The 17,289-nt window shown below is 44.1% G+C and carries 15 protein-coding genes; 11 read left to right on the top strand and 4 right to left on the bottom strand.

Translation table 11 applies throughout. The features are described from left to right. Positions 1-12 precede the first annotated feature (12 nt). A complete protein-coding gene (locus tag L2W36_RS20425) occupies positions 13-636 on the bottom strand; it encodes a trimeric intracellular cation channel family protein (protein WP_006070011.1) in 624 nt (207 codons plus the stop codon). Positions 637-830: 194 nt separating this feature from the next. Between L2W36_RS20425 and L2W36_RS20420 the strand changes: the two genes are divergently transcribed. From L2W36_RS20420 to L2W36_RS20410, 3 genes are all read left to right on the top strand, one after another. Then, positions 831-1,361: an elongation factor P hydroxylase gene (locus L2W36_RS20420; protein WP_236111368.1), complete on the top strand. Its 531-nt coding sequence runs from the start codon at positions 831-833 to the stop codon at positions 1,359-1,361. Positions 1,362-1,385: 24 nt separating this feature from the next. After that, positions 1,386-1,649 carry a YfcL family protein gene (locus tag L2W36_RS20415; RefSeq protein WP_006070013.1) on the top strand — a complete coding sequence of 88 codons (264 nt, stop codon included), beginning with the start codon at positions 1,386-1,388 and terminating at the stop codon, positions 1,647-1,649. A 113-nt stretch (positions 1,650-1,762) separates the two neighbouring features. Further along, complete coding sequence (locus tag L2W36_RS20410) at positions 1,763-2,284, top strand: NADPH-dependent FMN reductase (protein WP_236111366.1); 522 nt, start codon at positions 1,763-1,765, stop codon at positions 2,282-2,284. A gap of 50 nt (positions 2,285-2,334) precedes the next feature. On the opposite strand, the gene L2W36_RS20405 is transcribed toward L2W36_RS20410, so the two are convergent. Continuing rightward, the gene (locus L2W36_RS20405) at positions 2,335-4,365 is read right to left on the bottom strand and encodes a TonB-dependent siderophore receptor (RefSeq protein ID WP_006070015.1); all 2,031 of its coding nucleotides are present in this window, start codon (positions 4,363-4,365) and stop codon (positions 2,335-2,337) included. 162 nt (positions 4,366-4,527) lie between these two features. On the opposite strand from L2W36_RS20405, the gene L2W36_RS20400 reads away from it, so the two are divergent. Next, complete coding sequence (locus L2W36_RS20400) at positions 4,528-5,466, top strand: helix-turn-helix domain-containing protein (RefSeq protein ID WP_236111358.1); 939 nt, start codon at positions 4,528-4,530, stop codon at positions 5,464-5,466. A gap of 106 nt (positions 5,467-5,572) precedes the next feature. Continuing rightward, positions 5,573-6,550, top strand: a complete 978-nt coding sequence (locus tag L2W36_RS20395; RefSeq protein WP_236111356.1) for a Gfo/Idh/MocA family protein — start codon at positions 5,573-5,575, stop codon at positions 6,548-6,550. 46 nt (positions 6,551-6,596) lie between these two features. Here L2W36_RS20395 and L2W36_RS20390 read toward each other — a convergent pair whose 3' ends face one another. Together L2W36_RS20390 and L2W36_RS20385 are read right to left on the bottom strand one after the other, a co-directional pair. Next, a complete protein-coding gene (locus L2W36_RS20390) occupies positions 6,597-7,823 on the bottom strand; it encodes an MFS transporter (protein WP_124940088.1) in 1,227 nt (408 codons plus the stop codon). Between the two features lie 228 nt (positions 7,824-8,051). Continuing rightward, complete coding sequence (locus L2W36_RS20385) at positions 8,052-9,668, bottom strand: long-chain-fatty-acid--CoA ligase (RefSeq protein ID WP_236111354.1); 1,617 nt, start codon at positions 9,666-9,668, stop codon at positions 8,052-8,054. A gap of 335 nt (positions 9,669-10,003) precedes the next feature. On the opposite strand from L2W36_RS20385, the gene L2W36_RS20380 reads away from it, so the two are divergent. From L2W36_RS20380 to oppF, 6 genes are all read left to right on the top strand, one after another. After that, on the top strand, positions 10,004-10,840 hold the full coding sequence (locus tag L2W36_RS20380) for a helix-turn-helix transcriptional regulator (protein ID WP_236111344.1): 837 nt from the start codon (positions 10,004-10,006) through the stop codon (positions 10,838-10,840). Positions 10,841-11,502: 662 nt separating this feature from the next. Then, positions 11,503-13,134 carry an ABC transporter substrate-binding protein gene (locus tag L2W36_RS20375; protein ID WP_038221884.1) on the top strand — a complete coding sequence of 544 codons (1,632 nt, stop codon included), beginning with the start codon at positions 11,503-11,505 and terminating at the stop codon, positions 13,132-13,134. 98 nt (positions 13,135-13,232) lie between these two features. Continuing rightward, positions 13,233-14,153, top strand: coding sequence for an oligopeptide ABC transporter permease OppB (gene oppB, locus L2W36_RS20370; protein ID WP_006070023.1), 921 nt, complete (start codon positions 13,233-13,235; stop codon positions 14,151-14,153). Between the two features lie 15 nt (positions 14,154-14,168). Next, positions 14,169-15,071: an oligopeptide ABC transporter permease OppC gene (oppC, locus tag L2W36_RS20365; RefSeq protein WP_031493371.1), complete on the top strand. Its 903-nt coding sequence runs from the start codon at positions 14,169-14,171 to the stop codon at positions 15,069-15,071. Positions 15,072-15,093: 22 nt separating this feature from the next. After that, positions 15,094-16,065 (top strand): ABC transporter ATP-binding protein, encoded by a 972-nt coding sequence (locus tag L2W36_RS20360; protein ID WP_006070025.1) that lies wholly within the window; start codon positions 15,094-15,096, stop codon positions 16,063-16,065. A 5-nt stretch (positions 16,066-16,070) separates the two neighbouring features. Next, positions 16,071-17,063: a murein tripeptide/oligopeptide ABC transporter ATP binding protein OppF gene (gene oppF / locus L2W36_RS20355; protein ID WP_038221908.1), complete on the top strand. Its 993-nt coding sequence runs from the start codon at positions 16,071-16,073 to the stop codon at positions 17,061-17,063. Positions 17,064-17,289: the final 226 nt, after the last annotated feature.

Here is a 17,289-nt window from a genome sequence, read left to right as displayed (position 1 = left end):
GTTGAATTGGGCTTAGTGGACGGCTTCTTCACTATCAAGGTGGAAAGAAGGCAAACGCCATTTAAACCGAACCGCTGCCATGCGCAGGGTATAACCGATCACTAAGGTAACTATCGTTGTGGTCAAAGTGCTCACACCGTATTCCAGAAGAACAAGGTACAAACAAGCAGCGATGACGGAGATCGACGCGTAAAGCTCTTGGTGTAGTACCAGAGGTGTCTGACGGCAAATCAAGTCACGCAACAAGCCACCAAAAACTCCGGTTACTAATCCGGAAACGATACAGATAAACGGGTGTAATCCCATGCCAAGCCCGACGTTAGTGCCAATGATGGTGAAGACAACAAGACCGAGTGCATCTAAACGAATGAACACCCCTTTGAACTTGATGATCCATTTGGCAAGCCCAGTAGTGAGAACACCTGCCACACAAGTGATGGCGAGAAATTCAGGATGTTTTACCCAACCAAGAGGGTAATGGCCAAGCAGAATATCGCGAACGGTACCACCGCCAATAGCGGTAGCACTCGCTACTAACATAACTCCAAACCAGTCCATATTGCGACGGCCAGCGCTCAGTGCGCCAGTCATTGCTTCGGCGGTAATCCCAATAATATATAAGACACTTAGCAACATGACACGATACTCGAAAATAAAAGATGCGCTAGTGTAGTGGCATAAAGGCGTTGTGACGAATGAAATATTATATAAAGGAAACGTTTTTCTGATTAATAAAACTAATGATACGACTTGTTCCCTCACCTCAAGACTTTACCTCTAGCAAAATTCCATAGACAATACGCCACAATTGTTTTCGCTTAACTGTCACTATGCAGCATCAGTACCAAGATTTAATTACTATTTTTAACCAAACTTTCTATCAGGAATACAACACTAAGCTAGAGCTTGGTGGAGATGAGCCTATCTATTTACCTGCCGACGAAACAACGGAATATCATCGTATTGTCTTTGCACGAGGTTTTTACGCTTCAGGCTTACATGAGATTGCACACTGGTGTGTGGCGGGACCTGAAAGAAGATTATTGGAAGATTTTGGCTACTGGTATCATCCAGATGGGCGTACTCAGGAAGTGCAGAGTGAATTTGAGAAAGTAGAAATTCGCCCTCAAGCTTATGAATGGATTTTATCCGTCAGTGCAGGGTTCCCGTTTACCGTAAGTTGTGACAATCTAAGCGGCGACTTTGAGCCAGATAGAGTGGCGTTTATGAGTAAAGTACATGACGAAGTAATGGCAATACTTTCCGAAGGTATTCCTAAGCGGGTATTGGCACTTTCTCAAGCACTAAGACAGTTTTATCAAATCCCTGAACTTAGCCGTGACCAATTTGCGGTTCGTTAGAGTAAACTAGGAAAAACCTAAACTATGATCATCGAATATGAAGAAAAACTTCTAGAGACCATTGATTCTCGCATCCAAGACGCATCCGAAGATGAGTTGTTTGCTGGTGGGTATCTTCGCGGCCACATTTCGTTGTCAGCGGCTTCTTGTGAGGAAGAAGGGGTGGTGGATTTGGCTGAGTTCAAAACTCGTATTCAGGCTAGTATTGATGAAGCGAAATCTGAATTGTCTCCAGCCGATAGAATCATAGTGAACGATCTTTGGACCGAACTACAAGCCGCGATCTAATCTTGTTCGAAAAAATCGATTGATTTGATTGGTTTTACTCGCTTGTTGAAAACGATGGATAGGTTAACCTTTAAACAACTTCTTAAAACGTTGTCACTAATAAGGAACTTGTCATGAAAGTAATCGCATTCGGAGCCAGCACGAGCAGCACTTCTATCAACAAAGCATTAGCTACTTATGCTGCAAATCTGATCGAAGGCGCGGACGTTGAAGTACTCGATCTTACCCAGTTTGATGTGCCAATGTTTAGCGAAGATAAAGAAAAAGAAATTGGCCAAGCCGAAGGGGCAAAGGCATTCTTAGCGGCTATTCATCAAGCTGATGCTTTGGTGGTGTCTTTTGCTGAACATAACGGCCATCATCCAGCGGCTTATAAAAACCTGTTTGACTGGGCAACGCGCATTGAACGCGAGGTGTTTAAAGGCATTCCGGCGGTTTATTTGGCTACCTCACCTGGTCCAGGCGGAGCAAGTAACGTTCTTGCGGCTGCGGTTAACTCTGCACCTTATTTTGGCGGCAATGTTAAAGCCACAGTCTCAGTGCCAAGTTTCTACGACAACTTTGACTTGGAAGCGGGAAGTCTGCGCAATGTAGAACTGGTTGAGCAAATTCAAACTGCTGTTAAACAGTTATAAGTAAAGGCGCCAAATGGCGCCTTTACTCTATCAGATCGTCTTATATTGATTTAAAACTCGTATGCTGCTGAGATTTTAATGTTGCGTCCAGGCTCATAGTCGTCCAACGTAAACCCTCTTGCAGTTCCAGATCGTGAAGCATGAGAGACGTACTGCTCATTAAAGATGTTATCAATACCAAAGGTTACCGAAAGCTCAGGCGTTTGGTTAGGAACCCATTGTGCGTAGAAATTGTGAACATTGTAACCTTGCTTAATAGGCGCTCCATCCTGAACGTTCGTTTCATCAAGTACCACTATGGATGTCCATCCAATTAGCGTATCAACGGCAAAAATATCATATTCCAAGGTTACGGCAATACTATCCCCAATGTCCGCACTGCGTCCTGCAGCGTTGACTACGGGCCCACCGTTGGTCAAATCTTTGTTGTCCGACTTGGAGTATGATGCTTTCGAGCGGAATGCTTGATAGCTGTATGTACCGCTTAGCTCAAAGCCGCGGTATTGGGCGTCGCCTTTGTTGTAAATGTTGTAAACATATGGGCGACCACTACCTTCTGCGACGATATAGTCATCTATACGAGTATTAAATAGAGTTAAGTTACCGCCAATAAAGTGTTCCGAGATATGTCGATTGAACTTGAGTCCACCTTGAGCGTTGTAACCTGTTTCTGGTTTGATATCGTCGGACAAATAAGCCACATCCTGATATCGAATAAAGGTCTCTAACAGTTCTGGTCCTTTAAAGAGTGTTCGCCCACTGGCAAATAATGTCCATCCATCCACAAATTCCCAATCTGCTGCCAAAGCCCATGTGAAGTCAGAAAATGTCTTGTCGCTGGTTGTGGCTTCACGTTTATAGTTGTCGTAACGACCTCCAAGCGTTACTGCAAACCTATCTGTAGCATAAAACTTGTCTTCGATGAATGCAGCGCTGGAAATAGCGCTTTCATCCATAAATTCGACCCCACCGTAGGCACTTTTTGACTGTTTGTCGACATAATCGACACCGTAAGTGAGTGAGTTGTCGAAGCCAAAGACCGGTAGTTGAGATTGCACTTTAGCGTTGAAGCCCTGATTACGGTTTTCAGCGCTATTGTTGGAATGTCGGTTGCCCGGCCAGCGCCCACTGATGGCGCTCTCATCGCGCTCTATCTTGGTTTTACTGTAAAACGCATTTACCCGACCTATATGTTTCTCTTTGTTGAGTTCGTAATTAAGCGTAATGGTATTACGGTCATAAGTTGTCGGAATGAGATCGTCCTGAGTGAGCCCTATATTGGCGTTTCCACCCATATCAGGGCGAGGGTTGTAATCACCTTTGTCACGATAGTAGTCATAAGCCAGTTCAAAGCGGTGTTCGTGAGTGGGTTCAAATCCTAGTTTACCCAGAATGTTATAAACATCACCTTCGGAGCCATAAGTTTGATTACCATCACCATCTTTAAAATTACCACGGCTTACACCGTGGCCGTATACCATATAATCAACTTTCTCTGACATCAGTCCATAAAGAGTTAGCGAGCCTTGCTTACTGTTGTTGTCAGCATAGCCACCAAACACACGGGCGCCAAACTGATCAGAACCTCGAAGCAAATCCCGTGCATCTTTCGTTTCAAAATAAACCGCGCCACCAATGCCACTTTGAGTAACAGAGTTATTGCCAACTTGAATGTCTACTTGTTTGATGATGTCAGGGTTGAGTGTCAAGTTACCGATGTGATGGAACATATTTGCGTGCTGCGAAGCGCCATCTAAACGAATATCTAAATCAGTTTCACCAAATCCGCGAATATTAATTCGCTGGTTTACCGAGTGCGTACCGCCAACATCGACACCGGGTATATCTCGTAATAAGTCGGACATATGATCGGCTTGGCGTAGTGACATATCTTCAGCAAACACTGACTCCGAGCTACTGGAGACTTTTGCTCCCCAGACCACAACGGTTTCTTCAAGTGGGGTATTTTCGTTATTGATAGCGGTATCCGCTAAAGATTGGGCACTTACTAAAGCAAGAGCCACCGCTAAGCTGGTTTTAGATAAGTCGTGATAGGGCTTTGAGGGTAGACAAACATTCATAAAATTAACCAATGACGTAAATGATAATAGTTTGCATTTATGATAAGTTTGTAATTTGGTCGTGAATAGCAAAAACAATTATGAGAAATCGTCCAACAGTTATGAGTTTTATAAAGAGGAATGGCAGTGGAATTGGCCAATAGTGTTTTTAAGAAAGTGGTAATGACAAAAAGAGTCGCTGACAACGACCTTGAGGCGATTGTTAGTGAGACACCTTCCCGACGTTCGCAATTGGCTAGAGGGGTGTTTATCTCACACCCTTCTACTATTGAGGAAGGGTATGTTCTTCACGGAGGTATCAGTGAAGAATTAATGAATACCAAAGTAGTTTCTGTCGCCACGCCAGCTCTCATCGTAACTGTGCTACTCGAGGGGAGGCTCAGCTTTGGGTACGATGACCTCTGTTTTGATTTATCGGGAACGAATCAATCGCAAGCGATAGCGGTTAATCTGACGAAGCCAGCAAGTTTTCGAAGAGATATCATCAAGCAATCGACATTAAAGAAAATTAACATCTTGTTTTCTCACCAGTGGTTGCAATCTAGGCTGGGGAGCGGGTCTTGTACACTGAATCAATTTCTCAATACTCATAAGGCACATATCGACGTTCATTATTCTGAAGAATTGGATCGGATAGTTCGTAGTCTTATTGAACCAAGACAAAACAGCAATTTTAATGACACGATCTCAAGAGATATTGCGACATTGCAGTTGGTTAAAATCGTCACGGATGAAATTGAGCAGCGTTTACCAATCTCCAACTTGTCACAACAGAAACGGCCAGATAGTGTGGCGCAGTTGATTAAACACATTGAGTACAATTTAGATCAGGATCTAGGTTTGGAAGAACTCGCTCGCTCGATGGCAATGAGTGTTTCTAAGTTACAAAGAAAATTCAAGAATCAGATTGGCATGACGGTCATAAGTTATGTGAGAGCGCGCAAATTGGAGCGCGCTAAGCAGTCTATTGAACAGGGAGGACTATCCATATCCGAAGCTGCATACGAAGCGGGCTATCATCATCCTTCTAATTTTACCTTAGCGTTTCGCAAGCACTTTGGGCAGTGCCCGTCCAAACTGATAGTGGAAGAGGTCGAATAAGGTGAAGCGACGAATCGTGATGTTCTATCAATATTGACGATTTCATTTGATGTTTATCAAGCTGAAGGAGTACCCTAGCAGCAAACTAAAATCATAAGGATGTATCATGATTAAGCTTGCGATAGTAGGAACCAATTGGATTAGTGAGAAGTTTGCTCAGGCGGCACTAGAAAGTGAAAAATTCATCGTGCGTGGCGTTTATTCTAGAGCGTTAGAAACAGCAAAGCGTTTTGGTGAGCCTCTTGGAGCGACGTTGTTTTTTGATAGTTTAGATGAGCTTGGATTATCGACAGACATTGATGCAGTTTATATTGCTTCTCCTAACAGTCTGCACTGCCAACAAGCGATTCAACTTATGCGCGCGGGCAAACACGTGATTTGTGAAAAGCCGTTAGCTTCGAATATTAAAGAAGTTGAGCAGATGTTTGAGGTTGCCAAAGAGAATGGCGTTGTTCTAATGGAAGCCTTCAAAACGGCGTACTTACCTAACTTTATTGAGTTAAAAAAAGCCACGAAGGAATTAGGCCGCCTACATAAGGTTCATTTGACCTATTGCCAATATTCCTCACGTTACCAAAGATACCTTGACGGCGAAAATCCAAATACGTTCAATCCTGAGTTTTCTAACGGCTCTATTATGGATATTGGTTTTTATTCCGTTGCGGCAGCGGTTGAGTTGTTTGGCGCCCCAAACAAGATTCAAGCGTCTGGGCATTTACTGGAGTCGGGCGTTGATGCGCATGGCAGTGTGTTGCTAAGTTATTCGGACTTTGATGTGACGCTGGAGCATTCAAAGGTGAGTAACAGTTACGCGGCGAGCGAGATTCAAGGTGAAGAAGCGAGCTTACTACTCACTCACTTTTCTGAGTGTCTAGGCTTTGAAAAGCGAGAAAGAAGCGGTGAAATCACCAGCGTGTCGCTTCCACAAGTAGAGAACAGCATGATGTATGAAGCTGAGGCGTTTGCTTCTATGATCACTGCGCAAGAAATGGATCCGCATGCGGTGCAGCGTTCATTGGATATTTCGAGAATAATTACCGAAGTACGATTGCAGACCGGTGTGGTGTTCCCGGCTGATAAATAATCGATAGAAAAAGCAAAGGAGCCGATAAGATATCGGCTCCTTTCGTTTATGCTTTCTGATGACTTGAATCAGTTGACGTCGCTAAAGAGCGTTCTATGAGTTTGGATTTTCCAAGGCCAATGAACACCATCACGGTGGCGACGACAATGCAGATAGCACCGACACCGACTTGTCCTTGAAAGTCACCAGTTGCCGTAGCTGACTGGGCGACAATTGGCCCAAGTGCAAGACCTACTGTACCAATCTCTGGCCCGTAGGAACTGAAATACCCTGACTTATCGGTGGTGGCTAATGCGGTGTAGTAACGTGCGTACATCATGTTCCATAGCATGATATAAAATGCTGAAAAACCGAGGAAAGAGGTGGTGTCATTGGTGCTAGCCATACCAAAGCAGACTGCGGCATTGATGATACTTAGCGAGACAATTATCGTGGTATGACTGTACTTTTTATCCACTACAGCCGTCAAAATACCACCAACAACTGCCATTACTGAACCAACCGCTAACACCAAACCAACATCTTCAGTGGAAGCTTGCATATCATCGCCAATAATTTCGATGTACGGGTAAATAATTCCTAGACTCAAACTGTACACAAGAAACGCGCCGCCGACCCATATCATCGGGACGACAAATGTTTTCTTATCCACCTTGCTCTGACTACCCTCTGATATCTCAAGATCTTTGTCGAGACGGCCATTATCTGGGTAGAACCAAAATGCCACTAGACAAAGAGCGGATGCGAACATGAAGAATTGATATAGCGCATTCAAACCATAGGTAGCCATTAACTCTGGAATGAGGATAAACCACGTGATCAGCCATACATTCAGAGCTGCAATCATATAGCCAAAATTCCGACCAGGGTGACGAGTCACACTCATTCCGACAAGACCTAGTGAGTAACCAATACCCTGACCACTACCTGCAATGAGGCGACTTAAGATAAAACTGTCAAAATCTTGTGCCGTCATACTTAAATAGTTGCCCACAATCAATGCAAGTGCAGCAAGGTATCCAATATAGCGCCAATTAGTACGACGAATGAGTAGCAACGAAAAGAGAAGTGATGAAAGGGCGGTGGCTAATAATTCGTACATGGCAATACTTTCGATTTGTGCGTCATTTAATGACATCACTTCGGCCGCACCACCTAGCATAAAAGGTAGAAAGTTAAAGGCATTTGGGGCGAACATTACCAGCATCATGGCTGCAATGATCAGGGCTTTGGAGTCGATAGTCCTAGCGGGGCTCACAAAGTGTTTTAACATAGTTATCTCCTATCCATCCTAGATTAGGGTTGTTAATGATATGTTAATCATGAGTGCTATTGATGAATTACAGTAGTACCCTTATGGGTTACAAAAATGTTGCAATTGTACTTATTGTGTAAATTGCTACTGCCTTCAATATCTGTTTATCGAACACATATTGAAGGCGGGGAGATTTAGAGGGGAGCGCTATCTATTGGCGTGTTATCGTTTAACTCAAAGTGACGATCAACCGAGAACATAGTCTTTAAAGTGATCTCGCAGATCTTTTTTACTGAGTTTGCCAGTGGCGGTGTGAGGAAGTTCGTTAATAAACTCAACGGCGTCGGGGATACAGAACTTCGCCACTTTACCATCGAAGTGAGCCAAGAGCTCTGATTCCGTCACAGTCACATCATGAGTGACTGCAATAAGCAGCGGGCGTTCACCCCACTTGTTGTGCGAAACACCGATCACTGCAGCTTCCTTGATATCAGGGTGCCCTACAGCGATATTCTCCAGTTCAATTGAGCTAATCCACTCGCCTCCTGACTTAATAACATCTTTTGAACGATCGGTGATTTGCATGTAACCATCAGGATCAATGCTGGCTACGTCTCCGGTATCAAAGTAGCCGTTGCTATCAACACTTTCTCCTTGCTTGTAATACCCTGACGCAATCCACGGGCCTCGTACTTTGACCGAACCAAATTGGTGACCATCCCACGGCACCTGATTGCCTTGCCAATCTTCTATTCGCATATCTACGCCAAACACAATGCGACCTTGTTTAAGCTGGTACCCCATCTTTTGTTCATCAGCAAGTGAACGTAGCTTTGGCTTGAGTTTATTGAAGGTACCAAGGGGGCTCATTTCGGTCATACCCCAAGCATGGTGCATCGAGACATTAAATAATTCATCGAACTCCCTTATTAATACTTCAGGACAAGCAGAGCCACCGACGACGATTCGCTTGAGACTTGGTACTTGAAGCTCTGATTGTTTTAAATGCTCCAACAACATCAGCCACACAACAGGCACACCCGCTGTCATGGTCACGCCTTCATTGTTGATAAGCTCAGTCAATGTAGCTCCATCTGCCATTTTGGGGCCGGGCATCACGAGTTTAGTCCCAGTCATCGGGGCACTGTACGCCAGACCCCATCCGTTAACATGAAACATAGGTACGATAGGCATTACGCACTCATCGATGGAAAGCCCAAACGCATCAGGTAGAGCACTGCCTAATGAGTGAAGGACTGTCGACCGGTGTGAGTAAAGCACGCCTTTGGGATGGCCTGTTGTCCCCGAGGTATAGCATAAAGAACTGGCGTCATCTTCTTCTAGCTCGGGCCAAGTAAATACAGTGCTTCGGTCTGCGATAAAACTTTCGTAGTCCAATAGGTTTTCGATTTGAGATTCAGGTAAGTGAGCGTGATCCGTTAGTGCGATGAAGTGGTTAACGGTAGAGAGTTTGCTTTGCAGTTTTTCAATAAGAGGTGTGAAGATGGGGTCAAAGAACACTATGGTGTCTTCTGCATGATTGATGATGTACTCAATTTGTTGTTCAAAGAGTCTAGGATTGACGGTGTGTAATACTCCCCCAGAACAAGAGATGGCGTAGTACAACTCAAGATGTCGGTAGTCATTCCATGCAAGCGTAGCGACGCGCTGACCTTTTTTTAATCCCAGTGATTTGAGTGCATTCGCCAATTGTCGAGTTCGTGAAAAGGCGTCCGACAAGGTATAGCGGTGCCTAGGGTTGTCGTAGGTCACCGAGACTATCTCGGTATCGCCATTGACGCGGTCGGCGTGACGCATGATTTCAGTGATGGTGAGAGGGACGTTCATCATCTGTCCTTTCATTATGCAACTCCATTTGTGTTGATGAAATGTAAACAGTATGTGATCGCTTTCCTTTTGGGTATGTACCCTGATGGGGTTACGTGCTCGAAGTGACTTAAGGGGTCTATGTTCTAACTCGGTTCAATCTGTGATGGTCTTCATCAAAACGCAGGTATTTTACTTTTTATCATCAACAATATTTGCCATCGTGTACTAAATAATGCCCAAAAATAGTCGCAAGTTTGACAAATCGAATAGGTCATTGGGTCATCGTTTGAGATGTTGAATTGGTGGATTTGAGCTAGTGCCCCTGACGTGGTATTTCATCAGGGAGCGATACGTGATAAGGAGTGTCTATGTCAGTTATTATGGACGGGTGGATGGAGTTTAGCCATCGCTATCCTCCTCTTATTGAAGCAATCGGTGAGCAGAGCTTTTTGGAAAAACTGTCTCAGCTCATTACCAACATTGTTGACTATGAAAGTCTAGTGGTTATGGGCTTTAGCGAAGATAAAGCCCCAGTGGTCATCTATAACGATACCAACTTCTTTGCCGAACAGAGCAGAGATAAAGAATTTATGGGGGCGTTAGTTTTGGATCCGTTTTACCAACTGATCCGCAAAGGCGTGAGAGAGGGGGTGTATAAACTGGATGAAATCGCCCCAGATGAGTTTTATAGCAGTGATTATTACCATCAGATATACAAGAAGACTGGCTTACAGCAAGAAATAGGCTTGATTGTTACTTGTACCGAAGGGTTCACTTTGGTGCTTTCTGCTGGGCTGAGAAATAAACAGAGTGTTGATTGTGATGAGAAGCGACGTCTGAATTTGTACTTTGACATGCTTAAATCAGCCATTCGTAAACATTTTGAGTTGGGAAGCCCAGAAGAGAGAACGATTGGGCATCAGCTCAATGACATTTTTAGTAATTTTGGGAAAGACTTCTTAAGTGAAAGGGAATGCCAAGTGACGCAACTGGTTCTGCAAGGCTATTCAACCAAAGCGATTGCTCCATTGTTAGAAGTCAGCACCGAAACCGTCAAAGTGTATCGAAAGCGGATTCATAACAAACTAAAGATATCTTCCCAATCTGAGTTGTTTTCTCTTTTTCTTGAGGCGGCATCAACGGTTCCCGCTGATAGTAATATCGATCCATTGACGGTCTATTTCGGAGGCAAACATGTCCATTGATGATGAGAGTAATGTCACCTCATTGGGGAATTCAATTTCTACCGAAAGCGCGGAACAATGATGATGTTGGAACAGGCAAGCAGCAATCAAGTAGTAGCAATCAAGTTTGCTAGTGACACATCTCCTTATCTGAACTCACGCTTGAGCCGCGTGAAAACATCAGTTTCCCCGACCTCCTGGTAGTCAGAGGTCGGGTCTTTTTGTGATCTCTATCCTAGGGTTTCTGTACGTCATTCACTTGTATGTGATTATGTTCACATTTAGGTTTTTTTTGACATTTGATAATTCTACAGCAAGGGTAGAATGAAAACGAATTGTTAAACTTGATGCTAGATGGTTGGCATAATGTGCTGAATAATCGTTAATAAATAGAACTATCAATATTAATTTCTAGCTATATTTCTCTGAGCAGAGAGAAGTTGTCAATTTACCTTCACATTGCAGTATATTCATCTGATTTTTACCTGTTGTAGGAGAATTATGCCATTTTTGCTACAAAAATATGGCAAATTAGTTCGAAGGTTGGTAATGTGAACCGCAATCTTTGTATGGATTTAGAATTAAATGCTCAAAAAGTGAGCTAAATAAATCTAAAATGCTGTCCGTTCTAGCAATCTTACGAAGAAGTCATGGATGCAAAATTAAAACTTGGAGTTAAATGCATGTATAAGAATAAAATCACGCAAGCCCTTCTTCTAGGTGCTGGCATGGCAGTGGCTGCCACTTCTTTTTCTACTCTTGCCGCAGATGTACCAGCGGGCACTAAACTAGCAGAGAAACAAGAGCTTGTTCGTGGTAACGGTACCGAGGTAGCAACACTCGATCCACACAAATCTCAAGGTGTTCCAGAGTCACACGTAATTCGTGACCTTCTTGAAGGCCTAGTGAACCAAGATGCAAATGGTAAGACTATCCCAGGTGTTGCCGAAACTTGGGAAACGGCAGACAACCAAACTTTCACTTTCCACCTACGCAAAGACGCAAAATGGTCTAACGGCGATCCTGTAACGGCAAACGACTTCGTATACAGCTTCCAACGCGCAGTTGATCCAGCAACAGCATCTCCATACGCTTGGTACATGGAATACACCAAGATGGCAAACGCTAAAGACATCGTTGCTGGCAAGAAAGACAAGAGCGAACTAGGTGTTAAAGCAGTAGATGACTACACGCTAGAAGTGACGCTAGATACAGCAGTACCTTACTTCGTAATGATGATGGGCCACACAACGGTTAAGCCAGTTCACCAAGCGACGGTAGAAAAATTCGGTGACCAGTGGACTAAGCCAGAGAACTTCGTTGGTAACGGTGCGTTTGTTCCTAACAAATGGGTAGTTAACGAGCGTCTAGAGCTTGTACGTAACGACAACTACTGGGATAACGACCATACTGTTCTTAATAAAGTAACGTTCTTGCCTATCGAGAACCAAGTTGCTGAAATGAATCGTTTCCTTTCTGGCGAACTAGATTTCACATACGAAGTACCTAACGAGCACTTCCGTCGTCTACAAAAAGAGTACCCACAAGATGTAAACATCAAGGGTAACCTATGTACTTACTACTATCAGTTCAATGCACAAAAAGCACCGTTTAACGACGTTCGCGTACGTAAAGCAATGTCTTATGCAATGGACCGAGATATCGTTACTAAAGCTATCCTTGGCCAAGGTCAAAAACCAGCTTATTTCCTAACGCCAGAGATCACTGCAGGCTTCGACCCTGTAACTCCTGAGTATGGTCAGCTTTCTCAGAAAGAGCGTATCGCTGAAGCGAAGCGTCTTCTTGAAGAAGCAGGTTACACGAAGAGCAACCCTCTAGAGTTCAACCTACTTTACAACACATCTGAAAACCACAAGAAGATTGCTGTTGCAATCGCCTCTATGTGGAAGAAAGAGCTAGGCATCAACGCGAAGCTTGAAAACCAAGAGTGGAAGTCTTACCTGGACAGTAAAGACACAGGTAACTTTGACGTTGCACGTGCTGGTTGGTGTGGTGACTACAACGAAGCGTCTTCATTCCTAACACTAATGGTTAGTCAAAACACAACGGCGGGTCAGCACTATAAGAGTGCAGAATACGATAAGATCATCGATAAAGCCCTACACTCTACTTCTGAAGAAGAGCGCACTCAGCTATACATCGATGCAGAGAAATTGCTAGCGAAAGATATGCCAATTGCTCCTATCTATCAGTATGTTACAACACGTCTAGTATCACCTCAGCTTGGTGGTTACCCAGAAGGTAACGCTGAAGATAAGATCTACTCAAAAGATCTATACATCAAAGCAAAATAATCCCCTATAAAAAATATAACTAACTAAGACCTGTGTGTGCGTAAGCACACGCGGTGTCTATTTTATTTTAAATTGTCACAGACTGGATGGATGAGTTTATGATTAAATTCATACTTAAACGGATATTTGAAGCGATACCAACACTGTTGGTATTAATTACTGTCTCCTTTTTCCTGATGCGATTCGCACCAGGTAACCCTTTTTCAAGTGAGCGCCCACTTCCACCGGAAGTTATGGCGAACATTGAAGCAAAATATGGCCTTGATAAGCCAGTATTCGAACAGTACACCACGTACTTGACCAACATCTTACAAGGTGATTTTGGTCCATCTTTTAAATATCAAGATTACACCGTAAACGAGCTTATTTCGGTTGCTTTACCTGTATCGGCCAAAGTAGGTCTGATTGCCTTCATCTTTACCGTTATCATGGGGGTAACCGTAGGGACTATTGCTGCTTTACGGCAAAACACTTGGCTCGATTACACGATTATGTCTACGGCCATGCTTGGGGTCGTTATGCCTTCTTTCGTATTGGCACCAGCATTGATTTATCTGTTCTCACTGCATTGGAATCTTTTCCCTGCTGGTGGCTGGCATGATGGTGGCTTTCAATACATCGTGTTACCCGTGATCGCCATGTCACTGCTTTATGTTGCAACGTTTGCACGTATTACTCGTGGCAGCATGATTGAGACATTGAACAGTAACTTTATCCGCACAGCTCGCGCAAAAGGCTTGAGCTATCGTTATATCGTTCTTAAGCACGCTCTTAAGCCTGCACTGTTGCCAGTAGTATCGTACATGGGCCCAGCGTTCGTAGGTATTATTACCGGTTCGGTAGTAGTAGAGACTATTTTCGGATTACCTGGTATCGGTAAGCTGTTTGTAAACGCAGCCTTTAACCGAGACTATTCGTTAGTAATGGGGGTCACCATCTTAATTGGTTTCCTATTCATTCTATTTAACGCCATCGTAGATATCTTGCTTGCGATGATCGACCCGAAAATTCGTTACTAAGGGAGTGTGGTAATGATGCTAACGAAAAAAGAAAACTTGGAAGCGGTAGAGAAGTTTTCCGAGAATTTAGAAATTGAAGGTCGTAGCTTGTGGCAAGACGCGCGTATCCGTTTTATGCGTAACAAAGCTGCGATGGTGAGTTTATTTATTCTAACCCTGATGACATTAGCAGTGATTTTCCTGCCAATGTTTGCTCAATACGCGTTTGATGATACGGATTGGTATGCCATGCATGCTGCACCAAGTGCTGAGCACTGGTTTGGTACTGATAGTCTTGGACGTGACCTTTATGTGCGTACATTAATGGGTGGCCGTATCTCTCTAATGGTAGGGGTTCTAGGTGCATTTGTTGCGGTACTGATTGGTACACTTTACGGTGCAACATCAGGCTTTATTGGTGGTCGTGTTGACCGCGTTATGATGCGTGTACTTGAGATTTTGTACGCTGTACCGTTTATGTTCTTGGTTATCGTTCTAGTAACATTCTTCGGTCGTAACATTGTGCTTATCTTTGTGGCTATCGGTGCGATTGCATGGCTGGACATGGCGCGTATTGTACGTGGTCAAACTCTTAGCTTACGCAGCAAAGAGTTTATCGAAGCGGCACACGTTTCGGGCGTGAGTAATTGGAAAATTATCACACGTCACATTGTCCCTAACGTACTTGGTATCGTAGCGGTGTATTCAACACTACTTATCCCAAGTATGATTTTGACAGAATCTTTCCTTTCATTCCTTGGCCTTGGCGTACAGGAGCCGATGACCAGTTGGGGCGCATTGCTTCAAGAGGGTTCTCAAACAATGGAAGTGGCTATTTGGCAGTTAGTTTTCCCTGCTATTTTCATGGTCGTAACCTTGTTCTGCTTTAACTATGTTGGCGATGGTCTTCGTGACGCGCTGGATCCAAAAGACAGATAAGAACTAGAAGAAAGGATTGAATATGAGCTTATTAGATGTCAAAGATCTGCGTGTTGAGTTCACCACGCAGGACGGTATTGTTACCGCTGTAAACGACTTGAATTTCTCCCTCAACCAAGGCGAAACGCTGGGTATTGTAGGTGAGTCCGGTTCAGGTAAATCGCAAACTGTATTCGCTATCATGGGCTTGTTAGCGAAAAACGGTATCATTTCGGGTAGTGCACAATTTGAAGGGCGTGAAATCCTCAACTTGCCAGAAAAAGAACTGAACAAAGTTCGCGCTGAGCAAATTGCGATGATTTTCCAAGACCCAATGACGTCGCTTAACCCATATATGAAAGTTAGCGACCAACTGATGGAAGTACTTATGCTGCACAAAGGCATGGGTAAAGCGGAGGCATTCGAAGAGTCTGTTCGTATGCTTGAAGCGGTAAAAATTCCAGAAGCGCGCAAGCGTATTACTATGTATCCACATGAATTTTCAGGCGGTATGCGTCAACGTGTGATGATTGCGATGGCGCTATTGTGTCGTCCAAAACTGCTGATTGCTGACGAACCGACAACGGCATTGGATGTAACGGTTCAGGCTCAGATCATGGACCTTCTGAACGAGCTTAAATCGGAGTTCAACACAGCTATTATCATGATTACGCATGACTTGGGTGTTGTTGCAGGTTCATGTGACAAAGTACTAGTTATGTACGCAGGTCGTACGATGGAGTACGGCACGGTAGATGAAATCTTCTATAACCCTAGCCACCCTTATGCGGAAGGTCTGTTAAAGGCAATCCCTCGTCTGGACACGGAAGGGGAGATCCTACCAACGATTCCAGGTAATCCACCAAACTTATTACGTTTGCCACCGGGCTGTCCTTACCAAGAGCGCTGCCACCGTGCAACTCCACAGTGTAGCGTGTCTGCGCCAACACTAGAGAACTTTGGACAAGGTCGTCAACGTGCGTGTTTTTCTGATTGGGAGGCTTGGGCAAAATGAATGCAATGACAAACAACAAATCACTATTACTTGATGTAAAAGAGCTAAAAGTACACTTCAGCATTGCATCGAAATCAGCTTGGCCTTGGTCAAAGCCGGCTCAGCTTAAAGCCGTAGATGGCGTAAATGTTCGTCTATACGAAGGTGAAACACTGGGTGTAGTAGGCGAGTCAGGTTGTGGTAAGTCTACGTTTGCACGCGCCATTATCGGTCTTGTAGAAGCGACAGATGGTGAAGTGATGTGGCTTGGTCAAGATTTGACTAAGATGCAAGCGGTTCAGCGTCGTGACACTCGCAAAGAAATCCAAATGATTTTCCAAGATCCTTTGGCATCACTTAACCCTCGTATGACGGTGGGTGACATCATTGCCGAGCCATTAGAGACCTTTTATCCAGAGCTCTCAAAACAGGAAGTGAAAGATCGCGTCAAAGAAATGATGGCAAAAGTAGGCCTGCTACCAAACGTGATTAACCGTTATCCGCACGAGTTCTCAGGTGGTCAGTGTCAGCGTATCGGTATTGCGCGTGCACTAATCTTACGTCCTAAGATGATTATTTGTGATGAGCCTGTATCGGCATTGGATGTATCTATCCAAGCTCAGGTGGTTAACCTACTGAAAGAGCTGCAAAAAGAGCTAGGCTTGAGTCTAGTGTTTATTGCGCATGACCTGTCAGTCGTGAAGCACATTTCTGATCGTGTTTTGGTAATGTATCTTGGCAATGCTGTTGAGTTAGGTGAGGCAGAAGCATTATTTGCCAATCCGTCGCATCCTTATACTAAAGCGCTAATGTCAGCGGTTCCGATTCCAGATCCAAAAATTGAGCGCACTAAAACCATTCAGATGTTGGAAGGGGATCTACCATCTCCGATCAGTCCTCCATCAGGTTGTGTGTTTAGAACACGCTGCCCACAAGCAACGGAGCAGTGTGCTCAACAGAAACCAACAATTCAGGGAACGGACGTACACGCAGTGTCGTGCCTAAACGTCAGTGTTTAGGGAATCCCACTAACCAGCAAGGAATGGCTCTAGTTGTTTGTGTGTGAATAATTAGAGCCGCTATTTTCAGCCTGTGACGGGCCTAAGCGCGGCAACTTTTTTGGTCGCGCTTTTTTTGTTCTCACCAAAAGATCATTCAAGTTATTCGAACGACTTCTTTCAAACCATCCCCTCAAGTTCTTCATGCTCGCTTCATATAATGTCATCACTAAATGAAGAGAAGGAA

This window comes from Vibrio sp. McD22-P3 (assembly GCF_021568915.1).
GTDB lineage: Bacteria > Pseudomonadota > Gammaproteobacteria > Enterobacterales > Vibrionaceae > Vibrio > Vibrio mediterranei.
This window is presented reverse-complemented; position numbering and strand designations above follow the sequence as displayed.